22 protein-coding genes are annotated in these 22,424 nt (G+C 61.1%); 9 read left to right on the top strand and 13 right to left on the bottom strand.

Annotated features, from left to right (window positions below):
* Positions 1–53: 53 nt before the first annotated feature.
* The 8 genes from ABLU50_RS11710 to ABLU50_RS11675 all read right to left on the bottom strand — a co-directional run bounded on the left by ABLU50_RS11710 (position 54) and on the right by ABLU50_RS11675 (position 7,342).
* On the bottom strand, positions 54–1,040 hold the full coding sequence (locus tag ABLU50_RS11710) for a L,D-transpeptidase family protein (protein WP_004203079.1): 987 nt from the start codon (positions 1,038–1,040) through the stop codon (positions 54–56).
* 99 nt (positions 1,041–1,139) lie between these two features.
* Positions 1,140–1,556 carry a cysteine desulfuration protein SufE gene (gene sufE / locus ABLU50_RS11705; protein ID WP_004203081.1) on the bottom strand — a complete coding sequence of 139 codons (417 nt, stop codon included), beginning with the start codon at positions 1,554–1,556 and terminating at the stop codon, positions 1,140–1,142.
* A gap of 11 nt (positions 1,557–1,567) precedes the next feature.
* Entirely contained in the window at positions 1,568–2,788 is a 1,221-nt protein-coding gene (sufS, locus tag ABLU50_RS11700) for a cysteine desulfurase SufS (RefSeq protein WP_032456245.1), read from the bottom strand.
* Positions 2,785–4,059 carry a Fe-S cluster assembly protein SufD gene (gene sufD, locus ABLU50_RS11695; protein ID WP_087832277.1) on the bottom strand — a complete coding sequence of 425 codons (1,275 nt, stop codon included), beginning with the start codon at positions 4,057–4,059 and terminating at the stop codon, positions 2,785–2,787. Before sufD ends, sufS begins: the two co-directional genes overlap by 4 nt.
* Complete coding sequence (gene sufC / locus ABLU50_RS11690) at positions 4,034–4,780, bottom strand: Fe-S cluster assembly ATPase SufC (protein ID WP_004203085.1); 747 nt, start codon at positions 4,778–4,780, stop codon at positions 4,034–4,036. Before sufC ends, sufD begins: the two co-directional genes overlap by 26 nt.
* A 16-nt stretch (positions 4,781–4,796) precedes the next feature.
* Positions 4,797–6,284 (bottom strand): Fe-S cluster assembly protein SufB, encoded by a 1,488-nt coding sequence (gene sufB / locus ABLU50_RS11685; RefSeq protein WP_002908877.1) that lies wholly within the window; start codon positions 6,282–6,284, stop codon positions 4,797–4,799.
* Positions 6,285–6,286: 2 nt separating this feature from the next.
* Positions 6,287–6,664, bottom strand: a complete 378-nt coding sequence (gene sufA, locus ABLU50_RS11680) for a Fe-S cluster assembly scaffold SufA (protein WP_004203089.1) — start codon at positions 6,662–6,664, stop codon at positions 6,287–6,289.
* A 480-nt stretch (positions 6,665–7,144) separates the two neighbouring features.
* Complete coding sequence (locus ABLU50_RS11675) at positions 7,145–7,342, bottom strand: hypothetical protein (protein ID WP_004203090.1); 198 nt, start codon at positions 7,340–7,342, stop codon at positions 7,145–7,147.
* Between ABLU50_RS11675 and ABLU50_RS11670 the strand changes: the two genes are divergently transcribed.
* From ABLU50_RS11670 to lldD, 4 genes are all read left to right on the top strand, one after another.
* The gene (locus ABLU50_RS11670; RefSeq protein ID WP_032456247.1) at positions 7,341–7,460 is read left to right on the top strand and encodes a hypothetical protein; all 120 of its coding nucleotides are present in this window, start codon (positions 7,341–7,343) and stop codon (positions 7,458–7,460) included. The genes ABLU50_RS11675 and ABLU50_RS11670 overlap by 2 nt on opposite strands.
* Before the next feature lie 118 nt (positions 7,461–7,578).
* A complete protein-coding gene (locus tag ABLU50_RS11665; RefSeq protein ID WP_087832278.1) occupies positions 7,579–7,974 on the top strand; it encodes a DoxX family protein in 396 nt (131 codons plus the stop codon).
* Positions 7,971–8,603 carry a TetR/AcrR family transcriptional regulator gene (locus ABLU50_RS11660; RefSeq protein ID WP_032456249.1) on the top strand — a complete coding sequence of 211 codons (633 nt, stop codon included), beginning with the start codon at positions 7,971–7,973 and terminating at the stop codon, positions 8,601–8,603. The genes ABLU50_RS11665 and ABLU50_RS11660 overlap by 4 nt, the downstream gene beginning before the upstream one ends.
* A gap of 272 nt (positions 8,604–8,875) precedes the next feature.
* Positions 8,876–10,060, top strand: coding sequence for an FMN-dependent L-lactate dehydrogenase LldD (gene lldD, locus ABLU50_RS11655; protein ID WP_323084004.1), 1,185 nt, complete (start codon positions 8,876–8,878; stop codon positions 10,058–10,060).
* Between the two features lie 55 nt (positions 10,061–10,115).
* Here lldD and ABLU50_RS11650 read toward each other — a convergent pair whose 3' ends face one another.
* From ABLU50_RS11650 to ABLU50_RS11635, 4 genes are all read right to left on the bottom strand, one after another.
* Entirely contained in the window at positions 10,116–13,217 is a 3,102-nt protein-coding gene (locus ABLU50_RS11650) for an efflux RND transporter permease subunit (RefSeq protein WP_087832279.1), read from the bottom strand.
* A complete protein-coding gene (locus tag ABLU50_RS11645) occupies positions 13,214–14,323 on the bottom strand; it encodes an efflux RND transporter periplasmic adaptor subunit (RefSeq protein ID WP_087832280.1) in 1,110 nt (369 codons plus the stop codon). The genes ABLU50_RS11650 and ABLU50_RS11645 overlap by 4 nt, the downstream gene beginning before the upstream one ends.
* Before the next feature lie 74 nt (positions 14,324–14,397).
* Positions 14,398–15,012, bottom strand: a complete 615-nt coding sequence (locus tag ABLU50_RS11640; RefSeq protein ID WP_004203096.1) for a TetR/AcrR family transcriptional regulator — start codon at positions 15,010–15,012, stop codon at positions 14,398–14,400.
* A 97-nt stretch (positions 15,013–15,109) separates the two neighbouring features.
* Positions 15,110–16,105 (bottom strand): NAD-dependent epimerase/dehydratase family protein, encoded by a 996-nt coding sequence (locus ABLU50_RS11635; protein ID WP_087832281.1) that lies wholly within the window; start codon positions 16,103–16,105, stop codon positions 15,110–15,112.
* A 96-nt stretch (positions 16,106–16,201) separates the two neighbouring features.
* Here ABLU50_RS11635 and ABLU50_RS11630 point away from each other — a divergent pair, with 96 nt between their 5' ends.
* The 5 genes from ABLU50_RS11630 (at position 16,202) to ABLU50_RS11610 (ending at position 21,311) form a co-directional block, all read left to right on the top strand.
* Positions 16,202–17,113: a LysR family transcriptional regulator gene (locus ABLU50_RS11630; RefSeq protein ID WP_087832282.1), complete on the top strand. Its 912-nt coding sequence runs from the start codon at positions 16,202–16,204 to the stop codon at positions 17,111–17,113.
* A gap of 157 nt (positions 17,114–17,270) precedes the next feature.
* Complete coding sequence (locus ABLU50_RS11625) at positions 17,271–18,269, top strand: ABC transporter substrate-binding protein (RefSeq protein ID WP_087832283.1); 999 nt, start codon at positions 17,271–17,273, stop codon at positions 18,267–18,269.
* Positions 18,269–19,306, top strand: coding sequence for an iron chelate uptake ABC transporter family permease subunit (locus tag ABLU50_RS11620; protein ID WP_087832284.1), 1,038 nt, complete (start codon positions 18,269–18,271; stop codon positions 19,304–19,306). Before ABLU50_RS11625 ends, ABLU50_RS11620 begins: the two co-directional genes overlap by 1 nt.
* A complete protein-coding gene (locus ABLU50_RS11615) occupies positions 19,306–20,067 on the top strand; it encodes an ABC transporter ATP-binding protein (RefSeq protein WP_004203103.1) in 762 nt (253 codons plus the stop codon). The genes ABLU50_RS11620 and ABLU50_RS11615 overlap by 1 nt, the downstream gene beginning before the upstream one ends.
* Before the next feature lie 11 nt (positions 20,068–20,078).
* On the top strand, positions 20,079–21,311 hold the full coding sequence (locus ABLU50_RS11610) for an MFS transporter (protein WP_060656019.1): 1,233 nt from the start codon (positions 20,079–20,081) through the stop codon (positions 21,309–21,311).
* 64 nt (positions 21,312–21,375) lie between these two features.
* On the opposite strand, the gene ABLU50_RS11605 is transcribed toward ABLU50_RS11610, so the two are convergent.
* On the bottom strand, positions 21,376–22,407 hold the full coding sequence (locus ABLU50_RS11605; RefSeq protein WP_004203106.1) for a methionine synthase: 1,032 nt from the start codon (positions 22,405–22,407) through the stop codon (positions 21,376–21,378).
* Positions 22,408–22,424 lie beyond the last annotated feature (17 nt).

Raw genomic sequence — 22,424 nt, 5'->3', positions numbered from 1 at the left:
GTAATAAAAATGGCGCACTCAGTGCGCCATTTTTTTTGCCCTCGCGCTGACGGCTACTGGGTGAGCAGGCCGTTATCAGACGAACTGTTCTGCGCCGACAGCGACGTCGCCGCGCTCCCCGCCCCCGTCGATACCACCACCGGATAGCCCGCCCTTCTCGACATCGCTTTTTTCAGCTGCTGGTCATCCACCGCTTTATCCTCTGCGAAGGCGTGAAACGCCGCTGGCAGCGTGTAAGCGATGGTCCGGGTGTTTTCCCCTTCCGTCTGCGACAGCGGCCTGTGGACCTCTACGTAGCGTTTACCATCCGGTTCGACGGCAAACTTCACCGGCTGATTGATGATCCGCACCGGCGTCCCGGTTTTCACCTGACTGAACAGCGCCTTGATGTCATCAGCGTTCATCCGCATACAGCCCGAGCTGACGCGCAGCCCAACGCTGTCCGGGGCGTTAGTCCCGTGGATGAGATATTCGCCGTTACCGTAGGCCAGACGCAGCGCATAGCGACCCAGCGGGTTATTCGGCCCGGCCGGCACCACCGCCGGCAGCGTCACCCCTTTCTCCAGCGAGCGCGCACGGATGCCGGCGGTGGGTGTCCAGGTCGGGTTAGGGATCTTCTGCCCGACGCGGGTGGTCATCTCCGGGGTTTCCAGTCCTAACTGGCCGATGCCCAGGGGATAAACCTGGACCTGATTCTCTCCCGGCGGGAAGTAGTACAGCCGCAGCTCCGCGAGGTTGACGACAATCCCCTCCCGCGGCGCGTCAGGCAGCAGCATCTGCGAAGGGATCAGCACCTGGGTCCCGGGCTTCGGCTGCACCGGCGCAATGGTATCGTTGGCTTCGAGGATCAGCATCGCCGCGGTATCGAAATGGCGGGCAATCGCCTGCAGGTTGCGATCGCTCTCCTGAACCGTCCAGTACTGGTTCTGGCCAATCAGCCGGCTGTTAGCCGGAGGCAGCGGGTAGTCGACGGCCCAGGCGGCCGGGGAGGCGCCAAGGGCGCTGAGAAGGGCTAAGGTGATCATCGTTTTGCGTTTCATACTGAGATTCCTTCTTTCGCTGATAAAACGCCAGGAGACTGAACGGCGGCAGGGTCAGCGCCCTGCCGGACGTAACAGAATGAAATCTACCTGTTTATTCTAGCTAATATTTGCGGCTTTCGCGCGTATCGCGCGGATCATGGCTTCGAGGCCCTGCGAGCGGGAGGGGGTAAGATGCTGGGTGAGAGCCATTTTTTCAAACCACGGGCGGACGTCGAACTCGACGATGTCCTGGGCGGTCATCCGGTCATAAAGGATAAACACCACCGCAATCAGCCCTTTGACAATCGCCGCATCGCTGTCGCCGCGCAGGGTGACAACGCCGGAAGGATCCTGCGCCATCACGATCCATACCTGGCTTTGACAGCCCTGAATAATATTCTGCGGGCTGTGCTCCGCGTCGCTCAGCGGCGCCAGCCGCTGGCCCAGCTCAATGATATAGAGATACTTCTCTTCCCAGTTGGCGCAACGGCTAAAATTGCGCAACAGTTTATCTTTGTCCGGTAATGCCGTCATCGTCACGTCCTTTACCCTAATAGTTTGTGGATCCGCTGGAGGCCAGCCACCAGGCGGTCCACCTCTTCCGTGGTATTGTACATGGCCAGCGACGCCCGACACATGGCCGGTACCTGATAGCGGGCCATCAACGGCATGGCGCAGTGGTGCCCGGTCCGCACGGCGATCCCGTAGTTATCGAGGAAGCTGCCGACGTCATAGGCGTGATGCTGGCCGAGGTTAAAGGCAATCACCCCTTTGCGCTGCGCCGGACCGTAGAGGATCAGGTCCGGCACCGCGCGCAGGGCCTCCAGCGCGTAGCGCATCAGCGTCTGTTCGTATTCGGCGATCTGCGTCAGTCCCAGTTGGCTGACGTAGCTCAGCGCCGCGCCGAGGCCAATGATCCCGCCGGTATTCGGCGTGCCGGCCTCAAAGCGCCACGGCGCCTGGTTCCAGGTGGTGCCCTCCGTCAGGCTGACGGTGGCGATCATCGACCCGCCCCCTTCCCAAGGCGCCATGGTCTGCAGCAGCTCGGCCCGGGCGTAGAGCACGCCGATCCCGGTCGGACCATACAATTTGTGGGCGGAGAAGACATAAAAATCACAACCCAGCGCCTGAACGTCCACCGGGTGGTGCATCACCGCCTGAGCACCGTCCACCAGTACTTTCGCGCCATGCTGATGCGCAAGGGCAATCAGCGCCGACAGCGGGTTTTCGGTGCCCAGCACGTTGGAGACTTCGGTGATCGCCAGCAAGCGGGTACGCTGGTCAAACAGCCCGGGAACCACGTCCAGCTGCAGGGTGCCGTCCGGGTTGAGGGGAATCACCCGCAGCTCAGCCCCCACCCTGGCGCAGAGCATCTGCCACGGTACGATGTTGGCGTGGTGCTCCATCTCGCTGATGATGATGTTATCCCCGGCGCCGACGTTGGCATTTCCCCAGCTGTTGGCCACCAGGTTAATGCCCTCGGTGGTGCCGCGCACGAATACCAGCTCCTCCGCCGATCCGGCGTTAAGGAAAGTGGCCGCCTGCTGGCGCACCGCTTCCATCCGCGCGGTGGCTTCCGCGCTGAGGGTATGGATCCCACGATGCACCGCCGCGTAGCCGTGACGATAGAATTCCGCTTCGGCGCCGATCACCGCCTCCGGTTTTTGGGCGCTGGCGGCGCTGTCAAGATAGACCAGCGGCTGGCCGTTGACCTCCCGGCTCAGTACCGGAAAATCGGCGCGAACCCGTTCTACTGAAAATGTCATGCTGTGCCTCCCGGCAAACGCTCTCCAATTCGCGCCAGCACCTGCTCTCTGAGCGCGTCGCTGCGGATAGCTTCGGTAAGCTCGGCGGCGAAGGCGTAGAGGATCATCTGCTGCGCCGCCTGCTGTTCAATTCCGCGCGAGCGCAGATAGAACAGCTGTTCTTCGTCTATGCGCCCGACCGTCGCCCCGTGGCTGCATTTCACGTCATCGGCGTAAATCTCCAGCTGCGGTTTGGTGTCGACTTCCGCCAGCCGCCCGAGCAGCAGATTGTTGTTGGTCATCTGGCCGTCGGTTTTCAGCGCGTGCGGCGCGACGTTGATCAGCCCGTTAAACACCGCCCGGCCCTTATCGCTGACGATGGTTTTGTGCAGCTGGCGGCTGGTGCAGTACCCCACCTGGTGATCCAGCCAGGTGCGGCTGTCGCAGACCTCATTTTTTACCGGCATCGCCAGCGAATTAAGGCGCAGGTCGCTATTTTCGCCGCCCAGACGCGTGCTGGTGTGGTGACGCAGCACCTGGCCGCCGAGCAGGAAACTGCTGCTGAAGGCCGAGGCGTCGCGGCCCAGCTGCAGGTCGTTATGGGCGAAGTGGTAGCTATGCGCGTTCTCGAACGCCAGCTTGATGTGCTGCAGGTGTGCGTTGTCAGCCACCGTCATGGTCAGCCGCCCGCCGGTGAAGTGCGGTTGCTCATCGAAACTGAGGTAATGCTCGACAATCGTCGCCTCCGCCCCGCTCTCCAGCGTCAGATGGTGACGATAGTGGGCGGTATTCAGCGCATCGCCGGCCAGGCCGCGGGTGATATGCATCAGCAGCAGCGGCTTATCCAGGCGACGGTTGCGCGGCACGCGAAGGCGGGTCACCGACTGCGCCAGGCTTTCGGTCAGATGGAGAAACACTTCCGGCTGCAGGGCATCCGGCAGATGCTGGCGCTGGTTATCAACGCTAACCTCCACGCCGCTGGCGGCGAGATCGTCGCTCAGCTCAGGATGATAGCGGCCGTCGATAAACACCAGACGCCAGGCGTCCAGCGGCAGCGCCAGCGCGTCACGCTGTTCGGCGCTGAGCGACGCCCCCTCCTCGGCGACGAAGCGGCCGTTAAGTAGCGCGTCCAGCGGGGTGTATTTCCAGTCCTCCTGCTTGCGCGTCGGCAGCCCCAGGCGCAACAGCTGCTGCAGATGCTGGCTGGCCTCCGGCGTACGCTGGTCGCCCTGCGCTTCAAAGAGATGGTGCCACTGCTGCAGCGCGTTACTGCTGTTCGGTAAGCCAGCCATAGCCCTGCTCCTCCAGCTGTTTGACGAGGGTGAAATCCCCCGACTTCACAATCCGCCCCTGATAGAGCACATGGACATAGTCCGGCTTGATATAGTCAAGGATGCGCTGATAGTGGGTGACGATGATGAAGGCGCGTTTGCCGTCGCGCAGCGCGTTCACGCCCTGGGAGACGATTTTCAGAGCATCAATGTCCAGCCCGGAATCCGATTCATCGAGAATGCACAGCTCCGGCTCAAGCACCGCCATCTGCAGAATGTCGTTGCGCTTTTTCTCGCCGCCGGAGAAACCCACGTTCACCGAACGGGTCAGCAGATCTTCCGGCATCTGCAGCAGCTTAATTTTCTCTTCCATCAGGTCCTGGAAATCGAAGCGATCCAGCGGCTCCTGGCCGCGATAGCTGCGTACGGCATTCAGCGCAGTCTGCAGGAAGAACTGGTTGCTGACGCCGGGGATCTCCACCGGATACTGGAAGGCCATAAAGATGCCTTCCCCGGCGCGATCTTCCGGGGCGAGCTCCAGCAGATTTTTGCCCTTAAATTCGACGCTGCCGCCGGTGACCTCGTAATCTTCGCGCCCGGCCAGAGTGGCCGAAAGCGTACTTTTCCCCGAGCCGTTTGGCCCCATAATGGCGTGGACCTCCCCCGGACGCACCTCAAGGTTCAGCCCGCGCAGGATCGCTTTATCTTCGACGGCGACATGTAAATCTTGAATACTTAACATCTTTTTTCCTTAATTATCAGCCGACGCTATGCTCAAGGCTAATGGCCAGCAATTTTTGCGCCTCTACGGCGAACTCCAGCGGCAGTTCGGAGAAGACGTCTTTACAGAAGCCGTTGACGATCATCGAGATGGCATCGTCTTCGCTGATCCCGCGCTGCAGGCAGTAGAACAGCTGGTCCTCACCGATCCGTGAGGTGGTCGCTTCGTGTTCCAGCTGAGCGCTGTTGTTGCGACATTCGACATACGGGAAGGTATGCGCCCCACAGTCCGGGCCGATCAGCATTGAATCGCACTGGGTATAGTTGCGGGCATTGGTGGCGGTCGGCATGATTTTGACCAGCCCGCGATAGCTATTCTGGCTGTGTCCGGCGGAGATCCCTTTCGAGATGATGGTCGAGCGGGTGTTCTTGCCGATATGGATCATTTTCGTGCCGGTGTCCGCCTGCTGATGGCCGCTGGTCAGCGCCACCGAAAAGAATTCGCCGATCGAGTTATCGCCGCGCAGGATGCAGCTGGGGTATTTCCAGGTGATGGCCGAGCCGGTTTCCGACTGGGTCCATGACATTTTGCTGTTCTCCCCTTCGCACAGGGCGCGCTTGGTGACAAAGTTGAGGATCCCTCCGGTGTTGTTGTCCCCCGGGAACCAGTTCTGCACCGTGGAGTATTTCACTTCCGCGTCTTTATGGATGATGACCTCCACCACCGCGGCGTGCAGTTGATAGCTGTCGCGCACTGGCGCCGAGCAGCCCTCGATGTAGCTGACGTAGCTGCCTTCATCGGCCACCAGAATGGTGCGTTCAAACTGGCCGGTCTTTTCGGCGTTGATGCGGAAATAGGTCGATAGCTCCATCGGACAGCGGACGCCCTTCGGCACATAGATAAAGGTGCCATCCGAAGCCACCGCGGCGTTCAGCGCGGCAAAGAAGTTGTCATTGCCCGGCACCACGGTCCCCAGATACTTTTTCACCAGTTCCGGATGGTCGTGGATCGCCTCGCCGAAAGAGCAGAAGATGATCCCCTGCTCCGCCAGCTTTTCACGGTAGGTGGTCGCCACCGACACCGAGTCGAATATCGCGTCCACCGCCACCTCGCGCCCTTCGCGCACCGGTACGCCCAGCTGGTTAAAGGCTTCTTCCACCTCGCTGGTCAGAAAGGTGTTGGCCCCGGTCTGCTGCACCGCGCCGGGCTCGGAGGCGCAGGTCTCATCGCAGTTGCCGCAGGAGGGGGCGGAATAGTAGCTGTAATCCTGATAATTCAGCTTATCGTAATGCGCCTTCAGCCAGTGCGGCTCTTCCATCTCCAGCCACGCCCGGTAGGCATTGAGCCGGAACTCCAGCATCCACTGCGGCTCATTGCGGCGGGCGGAGATGGCGCGAACCACTTCTTCATTAATGCCTTTGGCCAGCTCATCGGTCTGCAGGCGAGTGAAAAAGCCCTCTTTATAATTGAGCGGGCCGCCGGTCCAGGTTTTGACATCGTCTGTTGCTTCAGTATTACGCGACATAGTTACTCCGCCTGCACCCCAAAACTTTCGCCGCAGCCGCATTCGTGCTGCGCTTTCGGGTTATGAAATTTAAAGATTTCATTTAATCCTTCCCGGACGTAATCCAGCTCCGTACCGTCAATGAACGGCATCGCCTGCAGCGGCGCGTACAGCTTCGCCCCTTCAGATTCAAAGAGCAGATCGTCGGGCGCCGGCTCGGCAATCATTTCGAGCACATAGCCAAAACCGGCGCAGCCGCTGGTTTTAATACCCAGCCGTAGCCCCTTTTTATCCGGTTGCTTGCGCATCAGATCGCGAATATGCGCGGCAGCGGCCGGCGTCATGGTCAGTCCCTGCCAGCTGAAATCGGCGGGATTAAAGGTTCCTGCTTGTACTTCCATCGATAGACCTCCAGGTTGGCGCCATCAAGGCATACCGCCATGTTAGTGATAATGATTATCACTTCAACCCTTCTCCAGCAGGGGTATTGCCCCAATTAGCGCTTTTTATAAGCATAGACCCTTGGCCGGGGATTATCAGGGTGCGCAAGTTGAACCTAATTATATGATTTATAATATTTTATTCTGATATCGTTCTATCACCGCACGCAATGGCAAAGATGTATCGAAAATACCGATTTATGCGATAGCAGCAGACCACCTTCCTGATTAACCTTGTCGTAGAAACCAAAAAAGTGACGGCGTCACTAAGCAGCCATGCGCGCTGAACAGGCGCTGGCCTGCGGAATGAGAAAGCGTAAGCAGAAAGCGTCAAGGCGCAACGCTTTCGGCAGGGGCGGTCGCGGCCTGGCGGGGGACGTGGCCGCGATCGGGGGGAGATAAACCGCGATAAAACGGGTAGCCAGGAAGGCTATCGGTTGGCTAAGTTCCTTTTCTCACCAGGCGGGCGGCCTGGACAAAAACTTCATCCTCCACCCCATCCCCCTTCTGTCTGCCCAGCCGCACCAGCTCATCCACGATACTCCCCTGATTAATCTGCTTTTGGGTCGCCACTAAGCTAATGACCGCCGCGCCGATAGCCATGCCAATCAATGCCGTTTGTTCATCTTTATCTTTCATGGTGTCGCTCCGTCTGTCCTCCTCAGAAAGGCTAGCAAAAGATAGCATCTGCTCAATTTCAAAATCACCTTCTTTACGCCATGAGAAAAGTGCGCGAAAGGCATCACGGCCTGGATAATTCAAACTAATTTGTTGATTTAAATAAAATAACACTCACGGACAATTAACAGACTTGTTAGTCTTATAATTATTTCTTAGACTCCGCGGTCTGTTAATTCACATTTGCGTAAAATCTCATGACTGATTCAACCTCATTTTTCATTACTCTCTGTCTCTCCCGCGTCCTGGTGACTTTTTTCTTCTGGATGGCTGGCGTCTACGGCGTCTTTCATTTCACGGAGATCGTTCGGGAGATGTTGGCCGTTGGCCTGCCATGGCCAGTATTGTTCGCGGTTGGTACGATTGGTTGCCAGCTGGCGGGCTCCGCGCTGATCGTTTTTAATCCTGCCGGCTACGGCTGGATTGGATCGCTGATGCTGATTGTGTTTACATTACTCACCATTCCGCTGGGACACGCTTTCTGGGCCTTTAGCGAGCCCCGGCGCACAGAGGAATTCCACGTTGCGCTTGAACACATTACCGTGGTGGGAGGATTAATCATGAGCGCGTTGTTTGCAGGTTATCGGCGATGAGCGATACCCCTCGTCAGAAAGGACGGCCAAAAGATCCGCTGAAAATGCAGGCCATCCTTCAGGCCGCCCGTAAATTGTTCCTTGAACAAGGCCTGGAGGTCACGACGGCTGAAATCGCCCGGGTGGCAGGGGTGGCGAAAGCCACCTTGTATGCCAATTTCAGCGATAAAGAACAATTGATAGAGGCGGTATTGCGCCGGGAATCAGATCTCACCATCAGCGACCACGATTTCGCCCAGCGCCATCACCTGCCGCTGGTCGAGGTGCTGACCGCATTTGGCAATCGCTTTGTCCGCTTTATCAATCAGCGGGAACTGACCGGCTGGGACCGGCTGATTGCCTCCGCCGCCCTGCGTCATCCTGAACTGCCCGGCCGCTTTTACGCCGCCGGGCCGGGGCGGGCACAGCAGATGCTGGAGGTGATTATCGCCGAGGCAATCGAAGCCGGTGCTCTGCGGGCATGCGATCCGCAGGAGGCTGCCGACGATCTGGCCGGTTTATGGTTGGGGATGACCAGCCTGGCAATAAAGCTTGGCGCAAGACGGCCTTTATCCGACGACGAAATCAAACTGCGGGTTGAGCGCGCGCTGGAGGTTTTTCTACGCGCCTATTCGCAGGCGCCGAGCTGACCACGCTTCCTTGCTATGGCGATAGCGCAAAACGCCGTTGCACCACATCGGGTCTTTTATTTGGCCCGAATTCACGTTTCGTGGAAATAAATAAAAATAACGCGCGTGCCCAAGGCAAAAAAAAGAAATAACCATTTAAGCGACAAATCCAGTTTATTCCGTTAGGGAATGGCTTGGATGCTAATATTTCATTTCCCCACCGCCTTTTAGAAGCCTATAGTTTTTTTGCCTGCAGAACATCCACTTAGGTTAAAAGACATAAGGATATAATCATGATTGTTTCAGCCCCCAGCGATTATCGCGAAGCCGCTCGTCGCCGTCTGCCACGTTTCCTTTTTGACTATATTGACGGTGGCGCGGTGGCGGAAAATACCATGAACGCTAATGCCGCCGAGCTCGCCTCGGTAGCCCTTCGCCAGCGCGTGCTGTGCGGAGCGGGTGAGCCGACGCTGGCCACCACCATCCTTGATGCCCCATGGGCAATGCCCGTGGCGCTGGGGCCGGTCGGGGCCACCGGAATGTACGCCCGCCGCGGCGAAGTCCAGGCGGCCCGCGCCGCCTCCCGCGCCGGGATCCCTTACACTCTGTCCACCGTGTCGGTCTGCTCCATTGAGGAGGTGGCGAGCCACGCCAGCGGCGCGCTCTGGTCCCAGCTGTACGTACTGAAAGATCGCGGCTATATGCGTAATGCCCTGGAACGCGCCTGGGCTGCCGGCATGAAAACCCTGGTATTCACTGTCGATATGCCGATCCCCGGCTCACGGTATCGGGACAACCGTTCAGGAATGTCCGGGCCGCACGCCACCTTGCGACAGTATCTTCAGGCCTGCACCCACCCGCGCTGGGCATTGAACGTCGGCCTGGCGGGCAGACCCCTGTCGTTCGGTAACATCGAAGCTTATACCGGCCACAAAATGACCATGGACGACTATATGGGGTTCATCAGCAACAACTTCGACCCGTCCATCGCCTGGCACGATCTGGAGTGGATCCGCGACAGCTGGCCAGGAAAGCTGATCATCAAAGGGATCCTCGATGCCGACGATGCGCGCAATGCCGTGCGGCTGGGCGCCGATGGCATTGTGGTCTCCAATCACGGCGGCAGACAGCTCGATGGCGCCATCCCCACCGCCCGGGCGCTGCCGCGGGTGGCGGATGCGGTCGGCGACGATCTGACGGTCCTTGCCGACTCCGGAGTGCGCTCCGGCGTGGACGTTATTCGCCTGCTCGCCCTCGGCGCGAAGGGAGTCCTGCTTGGTCGGGCCTATATTTATGCCCTCGCCGCCGCAGGCGAAGCGGGGGTGGCACACCTGCTGCGCTTATTTGCCGAGGATATGAAGGTCACCATGACCCTCACCGGCGCCACCTCGCCCTCCGCCATCAGCCTCGATTGCCTCGACCGGCTGGAAAAAGATCAACAGCGCAGCCGCGCGGTCCCGGTATCCTTATCTGCCTGACGCAGCCCGGGGCCGGGCCTGACCGCGTGTCCTGGCCCGGTCCGGCAAGGGGGAGTTACCCCTGAGGGTCCAGCGCCGGACGTTGCGCTGCGTCAGCCGGTCGCTCGGGGCGGATGCGGAACCAGATCGCATACATGGCCGGCAGGAAGATAAGGGTCATGATGGTTCCCCCCAGCGTCCCGCCAATCAGCGTATAGGCGAGCGTCCCCCAGAAAACCGAATGCGTCAGCGGAATGAACGCCAGGATCGCCGCCAGCGCGGTCAGCAGAACCGGACGGGCTCGCTGCACCGTCGCCTCCACCACCGCGTGGAACGGATCGAGCCCCGCCTGCTGGTTATGGTGGATTTGACCAATCAGGATCAGCGTATTTCGCATCAGGATCCCTGACAGGGCGATCAGGCCCACAAGGGCATTGATGCCAAACGGCTGATTGAACAACAGCAGCGTCGGTACCACGCCAATCAGCCCCAGCGGCGCGGTCAGGAAAACCATGACCATCGCCGACAGGGAACGTACCTGCAGGATAATGATCAGCAGCGTGAGGGCGATCATTATCGGAAATAACGGCACCATTGCCCGGGTGGCTTTGCCTGACTCCTCGATCGAGCCCGCCGTCTCGATGCGATACCCAGGCGGCAGGGAGTCGATAATGGTCTGCAGCGGCTTCATCAGCGCGCTGGAGACATCCGGCGGCTGCAGGTTATCCGCGACATCTCCCCGGACGGTAATGGTCGGCGTGCGGTCGCGACGACGGAGCAGGGGTTCTTCCATCCTGACGTCGACTTCACCGATCTGCGACAAAGGAACCCGCTGCCCGCCGCTGCCTACGAGAGTGAAGTCGGCGATTTTCGCCGGGTCCAGACGGATATCGCCCGCCGCGCGGCCGATGACCTGCACCGCGCGAATATCCTCCCGGACGGTGGTAATGGGGATCCCTGACAGCAGGAACTGCAGCTGCTGGGCGACGGCCTGGGAGCTGAGCCCACTCGCCTGCAGCCGGTCCTGATTGAGGCTGAAATGCATCACCGGTACCCGCGATCCCCAGTCGCTATTGACGGTGCGCATCAGCGGACTGGCCTGCAGCACCGCTTTCACCCGATCGGCGATGTCGCGCAGGGTGTGCGGATCGGGCCCCATCACCCGCCAGGCGACTGGATAAGGCGAATAAGGGCCAAAGACCAGCTGCGTGACGCGCACCCGCGCCTGCGGCGCAAGGCCATTGGCCACCGCCTCCCGCAGCCGCAGCTTAAGCGCCTCGCGCGAGGCCGGACCGTCGGTCAATACCACCAGCTTGGCAAATGAGGGATCGGGCAATTCCGGAGCCATCGCCAGGTAAAAGCGCGGCGCGCCCTGGCCGATATAGCTGGTGACAATCTTCGCCTCCGGCTGCTGCTGCAGCCAGCGCTCAATTTTCGCCGTCGCGGCGCTGGTCTGGATAATCGACGACCCGTAAGGCATCTGCACCTCAACCAGCACTTCCGGGCGGTCGGAGGTGGGGAAAAACTGCTTTTTCACCACGCTCATTCCCAGTAACGCCACCATAAACAGCACCACCACCCCGGCGGCCACGCGCCATTTGCCGGCGATAACCCGGGTCAGCAGCCAGCGGAAGCGCTGATAGCGCGGGGTGTCATACAGCGCGGCGTGGCCTGCCGCCGCGGACTTCCTCTCCGGTAACAGGTGTACGCCCAGCCAGGGGGTAAAAATCACCGCCACGATCCAGGAGGCAATCAGCGCGATACCGACGATCCAGAACACGTTGCTGGCATACTCCCCGGCGGTGGATTGCGCAAACCCGTTAGGCATAAAGCCCACGGCCGTCACCAGGGTACCGGCCAGCATGGGCGCCGCGGTGTGGCTCCAGGCATAGGCGGAGGCTTTGAGGCGGTCATACCCCTCCTCCATTTTGACCACCATCATTTCAATGGCGATAATGGCATCATCCACCAGCAGCCCCAGGGCGAGGATCAGCGAGCCGAGGGTGATGCGGTCGAAGTTTTTACCGGTGGCGGCCATCACCACAAACACCACGGCCAGGGTGAGCGGCACCGCCGCCGCGACCACCACCCCCACGCGCCAGCCCATGCTGACAAAGCACACCGCCATCACCACCAACAGAGCGACAAAAAATTTGATCATGAACTCATCGACCGCCGCGCTGATATTCACCGACTGATCGGTCACTTTGGCCAACGACATGCCGAGCGGCAGGCTCTGATTGATGCTGTCCGTTTCGGCGTCCAGCGCTTTCCCCAGCGCCAGACCATTCCAGCCCTCGCGCATCACCACCCCCAGCAGCAGCGCCGGTTCGCCCTGATTGCGGATCAGGAAGGTAGCAGGATCTTCATACCCCCGCTCAACCGTGGCGACATCGGCGAGTTTCAGCGTTCTGCCCCCGGCAATAATCGGCGTGTCGCGGATCTGCTGCAGGCGGTCGAACGCCCCGTCGAGGCGGATAAAGATCTGCCCGCCACGGGTCTCAATGGCCCCGGCGGCGGTCAGCACATTCTGATTGTTCAGCGCGGCAAAAATCGCCTCCGGCGAGAGCCCCAGGGTGGCGAGACGGTCATGAGAAAAGGAGAGATAAATGCGCTCCGCCTGTTCGCCGAGAATATTCACTTTTTTCACCCCAGGTACATGCAGCAGCTGCTGGCGCAGGGCTTCGGCGTCACGCACCAGCTGCCGCGGCGGCTCTCCCCGCGCTTTCAGGGCAAAGAGGGCAAAGGTGACATCGGCGAATTCGTCATTCATCATCGGGCCGGAGACGCCGGCAGGCAGGTTATTCGCCTCATCCCCGAGCTTTTTGCGCGCCTGATAAAACTGCTCCGGCACCTCGGAAGGCGGCGTCTGATCCTGCAGCGATAAGGTGATTAACGCCATCCCGGGACGGGTATAGGTCTCGGTGCGATCGTACCACTTCAGCTCCTGGAGCCGTTTTTCCAGCGGCTCGGCGACCTGATCCTGCATCTCCTGCGCGGTGGCGCCCGGCCAGACGGTGATGACCGTCATTTGCTTGACCGTAAAGGGCGGGTCTTCCGCCCGCCCGAGCCCGAAGAAGGCCACCAGCCCGGCGACCGAGATAAGGATAATTAAAAACAGGGTTACCGACCTCTCGCGGACGGCCAGCGCGGAGAGATTAAAACGCCCGCCGCTCATGGCTGACTCCCGTCGGCATCATGCTCGCGTCGGTCCGCCAGCCGCACCGTCTCGCCCTGGTGCAGAAGATGGGCGCCCAGGGCGACGATGGGCTCCCCGGGCTTCAGCGGGCCGGTCACCCGCGCCGTTTCATCATTCAGGCCGATCACCGTCACCGGTTGCCAGGAGACGGTGGCCGGGCGCGATGCAATGCGCCAGACGCCAGGGCCGTTGCCCGGATCGTAGACCGACGCCAGGGGCACCTCCAGCACCTCGCCTGGCCCCTGGTCGCTGCTGATACGCAGGGTCACAGTAGACCCCAGCGGCGCATTCGCCAGCGCGCCGTTCAGCACATAGCGCGCTTCAAAGGTGCGGGTGGCGGCGTCAGCCGCGTCCGAAAGCAGCCGCAGGGTCGCGGTGACCGGCTGAGATTCGCTGCCATAGCGTGTCGCCAGCGCCTCGCTGCCGACCGCCGGGCGCAGCGTCTCCGGAAGCTGCACCCGCGCTTCGCGCTGCCCTGCCCGCGCCAGGCGGATCACCACCTGCCCGGCGCTGACCACCAGTCCCGGCTCGGCGAGCGTTTCCACCACCACGCCGTCGGCATCCGCCAGCAGTCCGGCATAGTCGGTGGCGTTTTGCGCCACGTTTGCCTGCGCCTGGGCCGCGCGGAGGTCGGCTCTCGCCGCCTCTGCCGTCGCGTTGATCTGGTCGAACTCCGCCGCCGAGACGGCGCCGCTGGCCACCAGGCCGCGATAGCGGGCCAGATCGTTGGCCGCTTTTTTGGCTCGCGCCCGCGCGGCGTCGACCGCCCGCTGTTGGGACTGCGCCTGCAAGGTTAGATCAGCCGGATCCAGGCGCAGCAGCAGTTGACCGCGCCGGACGCTCTGCCCGGTCTCCACCAGCCGGGCAAGGATTTTTCCCGATACCCGGAAGCCGAGATCGCTTTGGGTACGAGCGACCACCACGCCGGTAAAGGCCCGCGAGCTGGCCTCCGCGCGCTCGACGGTCGCCACCCGGACCAGCGGCGGCCGGGTGCGGGGATCGTCATGATCGGCAGGTTCGCCGCAGCCCGCGAGGGCCAGCGGCAGGAGGCAGACGGCAAGATGGACGGCGTTGGGCCTGAGCATGGGTCACCTTAATGAAAAGACCGGTTGGTGACTGCATTCTCAGACTAGTGACCAATAAAGTCAATGGTCACAAATCAGGGGGAGAGACTTCTCAGGATCAGGGAGGCAAGCAGCACCGCCGCGGTGGGCGCGGTGTCGAGATTGTATTGCAGCTGCACCGGGTTGATGAAAGGACACATCACCATATAGACCGCCAGGGTCGCCTCATCCAGCGGGGTTTTGCGCTCGAACTCACCCGCCTGGCGGCCTTCGACCAGGATTTGACCAATCAGCTGCTGCAGATGACCGGCATACTGCTCCGTTGAGGGCCATTTATCGCGCGCCGCGACGGCGGCGATATCGTACAGTTTGCGATCCTCGAAAAACAGTTCACTGCCGGCCTCGGTCAGCGCCCGGAACAGGCGGCGCAGCTTCTCGCTGGCGGAGGGTGCATCGGCGATGGCCTCGCTCACGGCCACCATGATCTTCTCCAGCCGGCTGGCGCAGATTGCCTCGCCAATCGCCTGCTTGGAGTCAAAAAACTTGTAGATATAGGCTTTGGAAAAGCCTATTGCTTTGGCAAGATCGGTGACCGTGGTCTTTTCATAGCCATAGCGACTGAAGTGCGCCATGGCCGCGTCAAGAATCTGGTCCCGAACGCTGTGGTCAACGGGGCCACGGCTTGCTGGGGTGGGGGTATTTTTCGTCATCCGTTTAGCTTAATGCGATCGCTATCGTTTGACAACGAGTGACGTTATTATGATTTGGTCACAATAACCCCCCACCCTGCTCACCTCTCTCGCCGCGTTATGCCTCACGCGCCTCATGGTTAATCGCGCCGGCGGGCAGACAGCCCAGGCCTTGCAGCGTCAGATGTACGGCACGATCGAGCGGGGTATGCGGCTCCGCGCCTAAAAAAGCCACCAGCTTATCGTTGCGCAGGCGTACCGGTAGACGCCAGAGATAGTGCATCTCGACCATTTCGCGCAGGGTGGCGTTGAAGGGCGCCGCCAGCTTCACCAGCCACCAGGGAAAGGACTTCACTACCGCCCTGCCGCCATAGCGGGCGACCACCCGCTGGATCGCCTGGCTCATTTCGCTGCCGTCCGGGTCCCAGTGGCCCTGCATATGAAAGCGGGCAAACGGTTCAAGCTCATGCATGCGGGCCAGCAGCGCGGCGATGGTGGCGGCAACGTCGGGCAGCCAGGCCCACTGATGCCCCACGCCGATCGCCCCTGGTAGGCTGATAGTCCGGGGAAGCTGACCTGGCTTGACCAGCCCCTGGGAAAACCAGTTATTTCCGGCGCGCGGACCAAAATAATCGCCCGCCCGGACAATCAACGCCCTGCCGCCGCGCTGTACGTAATCCTCCAGCGCCTGCTCCATTTCCACCCGAATGGCGCCTTTGCGGGTCACCGGCCGTTGCACGGCCGCTTCGTCAATCAGCGGAAAGGCATCCGGTCCATAGTTGTAAACCGTGCCGGGCAGGACAACTAACGCCCGCTGCTGGGCGGCGGCCTGCAGGGTGTTGCGCAGCATAGGTAGTACCTGCTGCCGCCAGTGCCGGTAGCCCGGCGGATTGACCGCATGGACGATCACGTCGCAACCGGCAGCCGCCGCCGCCACCTGCCCGGCATCCAGCGCGTCGCCGGCAATCCACTGCATGCCCTCTTCGGGCCCATGAAGCTGGGCGCCGCGCTTCAGCGCCCGAACCTGCCAGTTGTCCGCCGCCAGCCGACGCGCCACTTCCCCGCCTATGCCCCCGCTTGCTCCCAAAATCAGGACTTTGCCGCTGCTGTTCATCGTCTTTCCCCGTTCGCTAATGGATGCTTGACAGCCTACCTGCGGCTCATATCAAATGAAATTGCATACCATCATCGAGCGGCTATACATTTTTGTATGAATACCTCTATTCCCTGGGAGTGGTACCGAACCTTTCTCGCCGTCCTGCAGGAAGGCTCTTTATCGGGCGCATCGCGCACCCTGAACATCACTCAGCCGACGGCGGGACGTCATATCGCCGGCCTGGAGGCCGCCCTCGGCCAGGCCTTATTTACCCGCTCGCAAACCGGCCTGCTGGCGACCGACGCGGCGCTGGCGCTGCAGGCGCACGCCGAGGCGATGGACAATACCGCCCGGGCGCTGGAACGCACGGCGGCTAACTTTAGTCGCAACAGCACCGATCTGCGTGGCGTGGTGCGGGTGGCCGCCAGCGAGGTGGTCGGCGCTGAGGTGCTGCCGCCGCTGATTGCCCGGCTCAGGCAAGCGTGCCCGAGTATCGTCATCGAATTAATGCTCTCCAATCGGTTTCAGGATCTGCTTCACCGGGAGGCGGACATCGCGGTGCGGATGGTCGCTCCGCAGCAGGAGCAGCTTATCGCGCGGCGTCTCGGCAGGATCGAGCTTGGGCTGCATGCTACCGATGCCTATCTGATCCGCCAGGGTCGGCCCGCTACGCCTGAGGAGCTTGACGGCCACGCGCTGATTGGTTTCGACAGCGCCACGCCCCTCGTTCGCCGGGCTCTTGCGCGCTATCCCCGTTTTCAGCGCGAGGTCTTCGCGATGCGCACCGATAGCGACCTCGCCCAGCTGAGCCTGATCCGCGCCGGGGCAGGGATCGGCATCTGCCAGGCGCCCCTCGCCGACGGCATTATTCCCCTGCAGCGAGTGCTGGCGGCAGACTTTTCTCTGTATCTCGATACCTGGCTGGTGATGCATGAGGATCTGCGCCACAGCCCCGCCTGTAAGCGGGTATTTAATTTCCTCGCCGAGGGGTTGCAGACGTATATTCGCGGCCCTCTGGCGCGCTGACCCACCCGCCTCGCGGGTAATCCCTTCCCTGCTGAAATAGTCACTCATTGACACTGTAAATATGGCATTGTATAAAACCCCGCCCCAATAATGAGTTTCATTTGCATTACTCCCATTTGCTGGTCATCCACTCGCCTGTTTACAAGGATAGCGTTTAATGAAGAAGGTCCTCTGCGCGTTAGGCTTGATGTTCACCGCCGTCAGTTCCGCGCTGGCAACAACCTACCCCCTGACGATTGAAAACTGTGGCTATCAGGAGACCTTCACCCGGCCGCCGGAGCGCGTGGTCGCGCTGGGGCAAAATACGGTCGAAATTCTGCTGCTGCTTGGGCTGCAAAAGCAGGTGGTGGCCAGCGCCTTTTGGCCGACCAGCGTTTTACCGCAGCTGGCTGAGCAAAACGCGAAGATTAAAACCCTGACGGTGGAAATTCCGAGCCTGGAATCCGTGCTGGCGCAAAATCCCGATTTCGTTCCCGCCCAGTTACCTCTGCTACTGGGGCCGGAAAGCAAAGTCGCCAGGCGTGAAGATCTCGCTACCGTCGGCGTAAACAGCTACGTCTCACCGGGGATGTGCGCCACCAAAAAGGCCACCGGCGATATGTACGGCAGCCGACAAAAGCTGTGGGATATGACCTGGCTGTATCAGGAAATTAGCGATTTTGCCCGCATTTTCAACGTCGAAGATCGTGGTCAGGCGCTGATTGCCGATTTCAAAAAACGTGAAGCCGACCTGCGCCAGGAGTTCGGTAAAAGCAAAAAGGATCTCTCCTTCGTCTTCTGGTTCTCCAGCGCCTCACCTTCGGCCGATGCCTATGTCGGCGGTAAAAACAGCGCCTCCGGATTTATCGCCAGTGTGCTGGGCGGACATAATGCGATTACCTCCGAAACCGAGTGGCCCACGGTGAGCTGGGAGAGCATCATTGCCGCCAACCCGGATGTGATCGTGGTCTCCAGCCTGGATCGTAACCGCTGGGCGCTGGATAAGGCCGAGGAGAAGATCAGATTCCTCAAAAGCGATCCCGCCGTCAGCCAGCTGGAGGCCGTGAAAAAAGGCCATATCGTGGTCATGGACGGTCAGGCGATGAATCCGACCATTCGCACGCTTTATGGCGCGGAACAGGTGGGCGAACAGCTGAGAAAAATGGGGCTGAACTGATGAGCGTCGCCGTGCTTCAGACGCGCCGCAGCATGCTGCTCACCGGCTGGTGTTTACTGGCCGTGATCGTGCTGGCGCTGGTGATAGCGGTGGGCGTCAGCGTCGGCGAACTGCCCATCCCGCTGCAGAACGTCTTTTACGCTATCAGCAATAAAACCGGCTTAACCGCGGTGCCTCTCAATCGTATCTCCGAGAGCGTTATCTGGGATTTCCGCCTCAGCCGCGCGCTGGTCGCCGCCTGCTGCGGCGCCGGCCTCGCTATCTGCGGCGCCGTGCTGCAAAGCCTGCTCAAGAACGCCCTCGCGGAACCTTACGTCCTCGGCGTCTCCGCCGGGGCCTCCACCGGCGCGGTATCGATTGTGGTGCTGGGCCTTGGCGCCGGGGCGATCTCCCTCTCCGTCGGGGCGTTTGCCGGAGCCTTCGCCGCCTTCGCCTTTGTTGCCTTTCTGACCAACGGCGCGCGCGGCGGCAATGAGCGCACCATTCTGGCGGGCGTCGCCGCCTCGCAGTTATTTAACGCCCTCACGGCCTACACCATCAGCACCTCCGCCAGCGCGCAGCAGGCGCGCGATGTGATGTTCTGGCTGCTGGGCAGCTTCAGCGGCGTCCGCTGGCCCGAATTCCAGCTGGTTCTGGTGGTGGTCCTCGCGGGCCTGGCGGTCTGCCTGTGGTATGCCCGGGCGCTGGACGCGTTCACCTTCGGCGACGATGCCGCCGCTTCGCTGGGCATTGCCGTGCCGCGCGTGCGCCTGATCCTCTTCACCACCGCGGCGGTGATTACTGCCACCATCGTCAGCATGGCCGGCTCGATCGGCTTTGTCGGCCTGGTGGTGCCGCACGTGATGCGCTTCTTCTTTGGCCCGCTGCACCGGACGTTGCTGATCGCCAGCGCGCTGGCGGGGGCGATCCTGATGGTGCTGGCGGACATTGCCTCGCGCCTGCTGATTGCCCCGCAGAGTCTGCCGGTCGGAGTGGTGACCGCCCTGGTTGGGGTGCCTTTCTTTGCCGTGATTATCTACCGCTCAAGGAATAAGTGATGAGTATTTGCGCTGAAAATATCACCTGGAAGGCAGGCAAAAAGGTCATCGTCAATAATGTCTCGCTGCGGGTGTCGCGCGGCGAAACGGTGGGTCTGCTGGGCCCCAACGGCTGCGGCAAATCCTCGCTGCTGCGGGTTCTGGCGGGCCTGCGCCGCCCGGATGCGGGTCGCGTCACCCTCGACGGCCACGACATCGCCCGGATGGCTAAAAAGCAGCTCGCCCGCCGGGTGGCGTTCGTCGAGCAACACGGCATGACCGAGGCCAATATGCGGGTGCGCGACGTCGTGCGGCTGGGACGTATTCCGCACCACTCGCCGTTCTCCAACTGGAGCGCTCAGGATGACGAGGCGGTCACCGCCGCGCTGCAGCGGGTGGCGATGCTGGAGAAAAGCGACCAGGGGTGGCTGAGCCTCTCCGGCGGCGAGCGGCAGCGGGTGCATATCGCCCGCGCGCTGGCGCAGAACCCGAGTGAGATCCTGCTGGATGAACCTACCAACCATCTGGATATTCACCATCAGATGCAGCTGATGCAGTTGATCAGCGAGCTGCCGGTGACCAGCATTGTGGCCATTCACGATCTTAACCATGCCGCGATGTTCTGCGATTCGCTGATCGTGATGCAGCAGGGGCAGATCCTCGCCAACGGGACGCCGGAGGAGATTTTGTCCGAAGCGCTGCTGTGGGACGTTTTCCGGGTGAAAACCAAAATCGAGATCTCCCCGTACCACGGTAAAAAGCACATTCATTTCATCGTTTAGGTTGGGCGAGTATGCCTCTCTTCCCCCTGCGCCCTGCCGCGACGCTCTGGCCTCCCGTTTTACTGGGAAGCCAGTTCGTTTTTAATATTGGCTTTTATGCGGTCGTCCCTTTCCTTGCCCTCTTCCTGCGCGACGAGATGCTGCTTTCCGGCGGGCTTATCGGCCTGATCCTCGGGCTGCGCACCTTCTCTCAGCAGGGCATGTTTATCATCGGCGGGACGCTGGCCGACCGATATGGTGCTAAGGCGATCATCCTCGCCGGCTGCGTGGTTCGCGTCGCCGGCTATCTGCTGCTGGCGTGCGGCACAACGCTGGAGCCGATTATCCTCGGCGCCTGCCTGACGGGCGTCGGCGGGGCGCTGTTTTCCCCGTCGATCGAGGCCCTGCTGGCGCGAACCGGGACCCACAGCCAGGCCAACGGAAAACGCAGCCGCGCAGAGTGGTTTGCGCTGTTTGCGGTGTGCGGTGAGCTGGGAGCGGTTATCGGCCCGGTGGCCGGAGGGTTACTGAGCGGGATCGGCTTTAGGCATATCGCCCTCGCCGGCGCGGGGATATTTCTTCTGGCGCTGCTGGTGCTCTTTTTCTGTCTGCCCGCCGACGGGCAGAGGCCCCAAACGCGCAGCCGGGTTCCGTGGTGGACCCCTTTGCGCCAGCCGCGCTTTGTCGCGTTTATTATTGCTTACAGTTCATGGCTGTTGAGCTACAACCAGCTGTATCTCGCCCTGCCGGTGGAGATCCAACGCGCAGGCGGCCGTGAGCAGGATCTGGCGCCGCTTTTTATGCTGGCCTCGCTGTTGATTATTACCCTACAGCTTCCTCTCGCCCGCTTCGCCCGTCGTATTGGCGCCGTGCGCATTCTGCCGGTGGGCTTTCTGCTGCTGTCGGCTTCCTTCGTCAGCGTGGCGTTATTCGCCGCCTCGCCGCCCGCCGCCGGCTGGCTGCGATTATTGCCGTCGGCCTGCTTTGTCACACTGCTCACCCTCGGCCAGATGCTGCTGGTGCCCTCAGCCAAGGATCTGATCCCGCTGTTTGCCGAGGAGTCGACGCTGGGCGCCCACTACGGGGCGCTCGCCACTGCGGGTGGGTGCGCGGTGTTAGCCGGGAATTTGCTGCTCGGCCATTTGCTTGACCAGGCGCTCACCCCCTCGCCGCAGGCGGTCTATCCCTGGCTTCTGCTGGCGCTGTTTCCGTTGTGCAGTGCCGTCGCCCTGCGGGCGATCTGCCGCCCGCTGGCGGCAACCTGACGCTGAGCGGGTAACGGCCCGCTCAGGAGGTTAACCGGGAGAAGCGCACGAAAGCCAGTCCGCCTTATTTTACCGCCAGCTCGCGGCGAACGATCTCGGCACCGGCGCTTAAGGCGTGCAGTTTGCCGGTCGCGACCTGGCGCGGCAGCGGCGCCATACCGCAGTTGGTGGAGGGGTAGAGCTTGTCGGCATCGACGAACGCCAGCGCCTTGCGCAGGGTAGCAGCCACCTCTTCCGGAGTTTCAATCGCATGGCTGGCGACATCGATCGCCCCGACCATCACCTTTTTACCGCGGATCAACTCCAGCAGATCCATCGGCACCCGCGAGTTGTGGCACTCGAGAGAGATAATATCGAGGGACGATTTCTGCAGCTGTGGGAAGGCCTCCTCATACTGACGCCACTCTGAGCCCAGCGTTTTTTTCCAGTCGGTATTGGCCTTGATGCCGTAGCCGTAGCAGATATGCACTGCCGTCTCGCACTTCAGCCCTTCAGTGGCTCGTTCCAGCGCGGCGATCCCCCAGTCGTTCACCTCATCGAAGAAGACGTTGAAGGCCGGCTCATCGAACTGAATAATATCGACCCCGGCGGCCTCTAACTCTTTCGCTTCCTGATTGAGGATTTTGGCGAACTCCCAGGCCAGCTTTTCCCGGCTTTTATAGTGATTGTCATACAGCGTGTCGATCATGGTCATGGGGCCCGGTAACGCCCATTTAATCGGCTGACTGGTGAGCTGACGCAGATAGCGCGCGTCCTCAACGAAGACCGGTTTCTGGCGCTCCACGGCGCCCACCACGGTTGGAACACTGGCCTCATAGCGGTTACGAATTTTCACGATCTCGCGTTTGGCAAAATCAACGCCGCTGAGGTGTTCAATAAAGGTGGTGACAAAGTGCTGCCGCGTTTGCTCGCCGTCGCTGACAATATCGATCCCGGCCCGCAGCTGGTCGTCGAGGGACAAACGCAGGGCGTCGCGCTTGCCGGCCAGTAATTCTTCGCTGGACAGTTTCCAGGGCGACCACAGGGTCTCTGGCTGCGCCAGCCAGGAAGGTTTCGGTAAACTGCCAGCGGTGGAGGTCGGAAGCCATGTTTTCATAATAAGTAGCCTTTTAT

Source organism: Klebsiella sp. GG_Kp173 (genome assembly GCF_040062415.1).
Lineage (GTDB): Bacteria > Pseudomonadota > Gammaproteobacteria > Enterobacterales > Enterobacteriaceae > Klebsiella > Klebsiella quasipneumoniae.
This window is presented reverse-complemented; position numbering and strand designations above follow the sequence as displayed.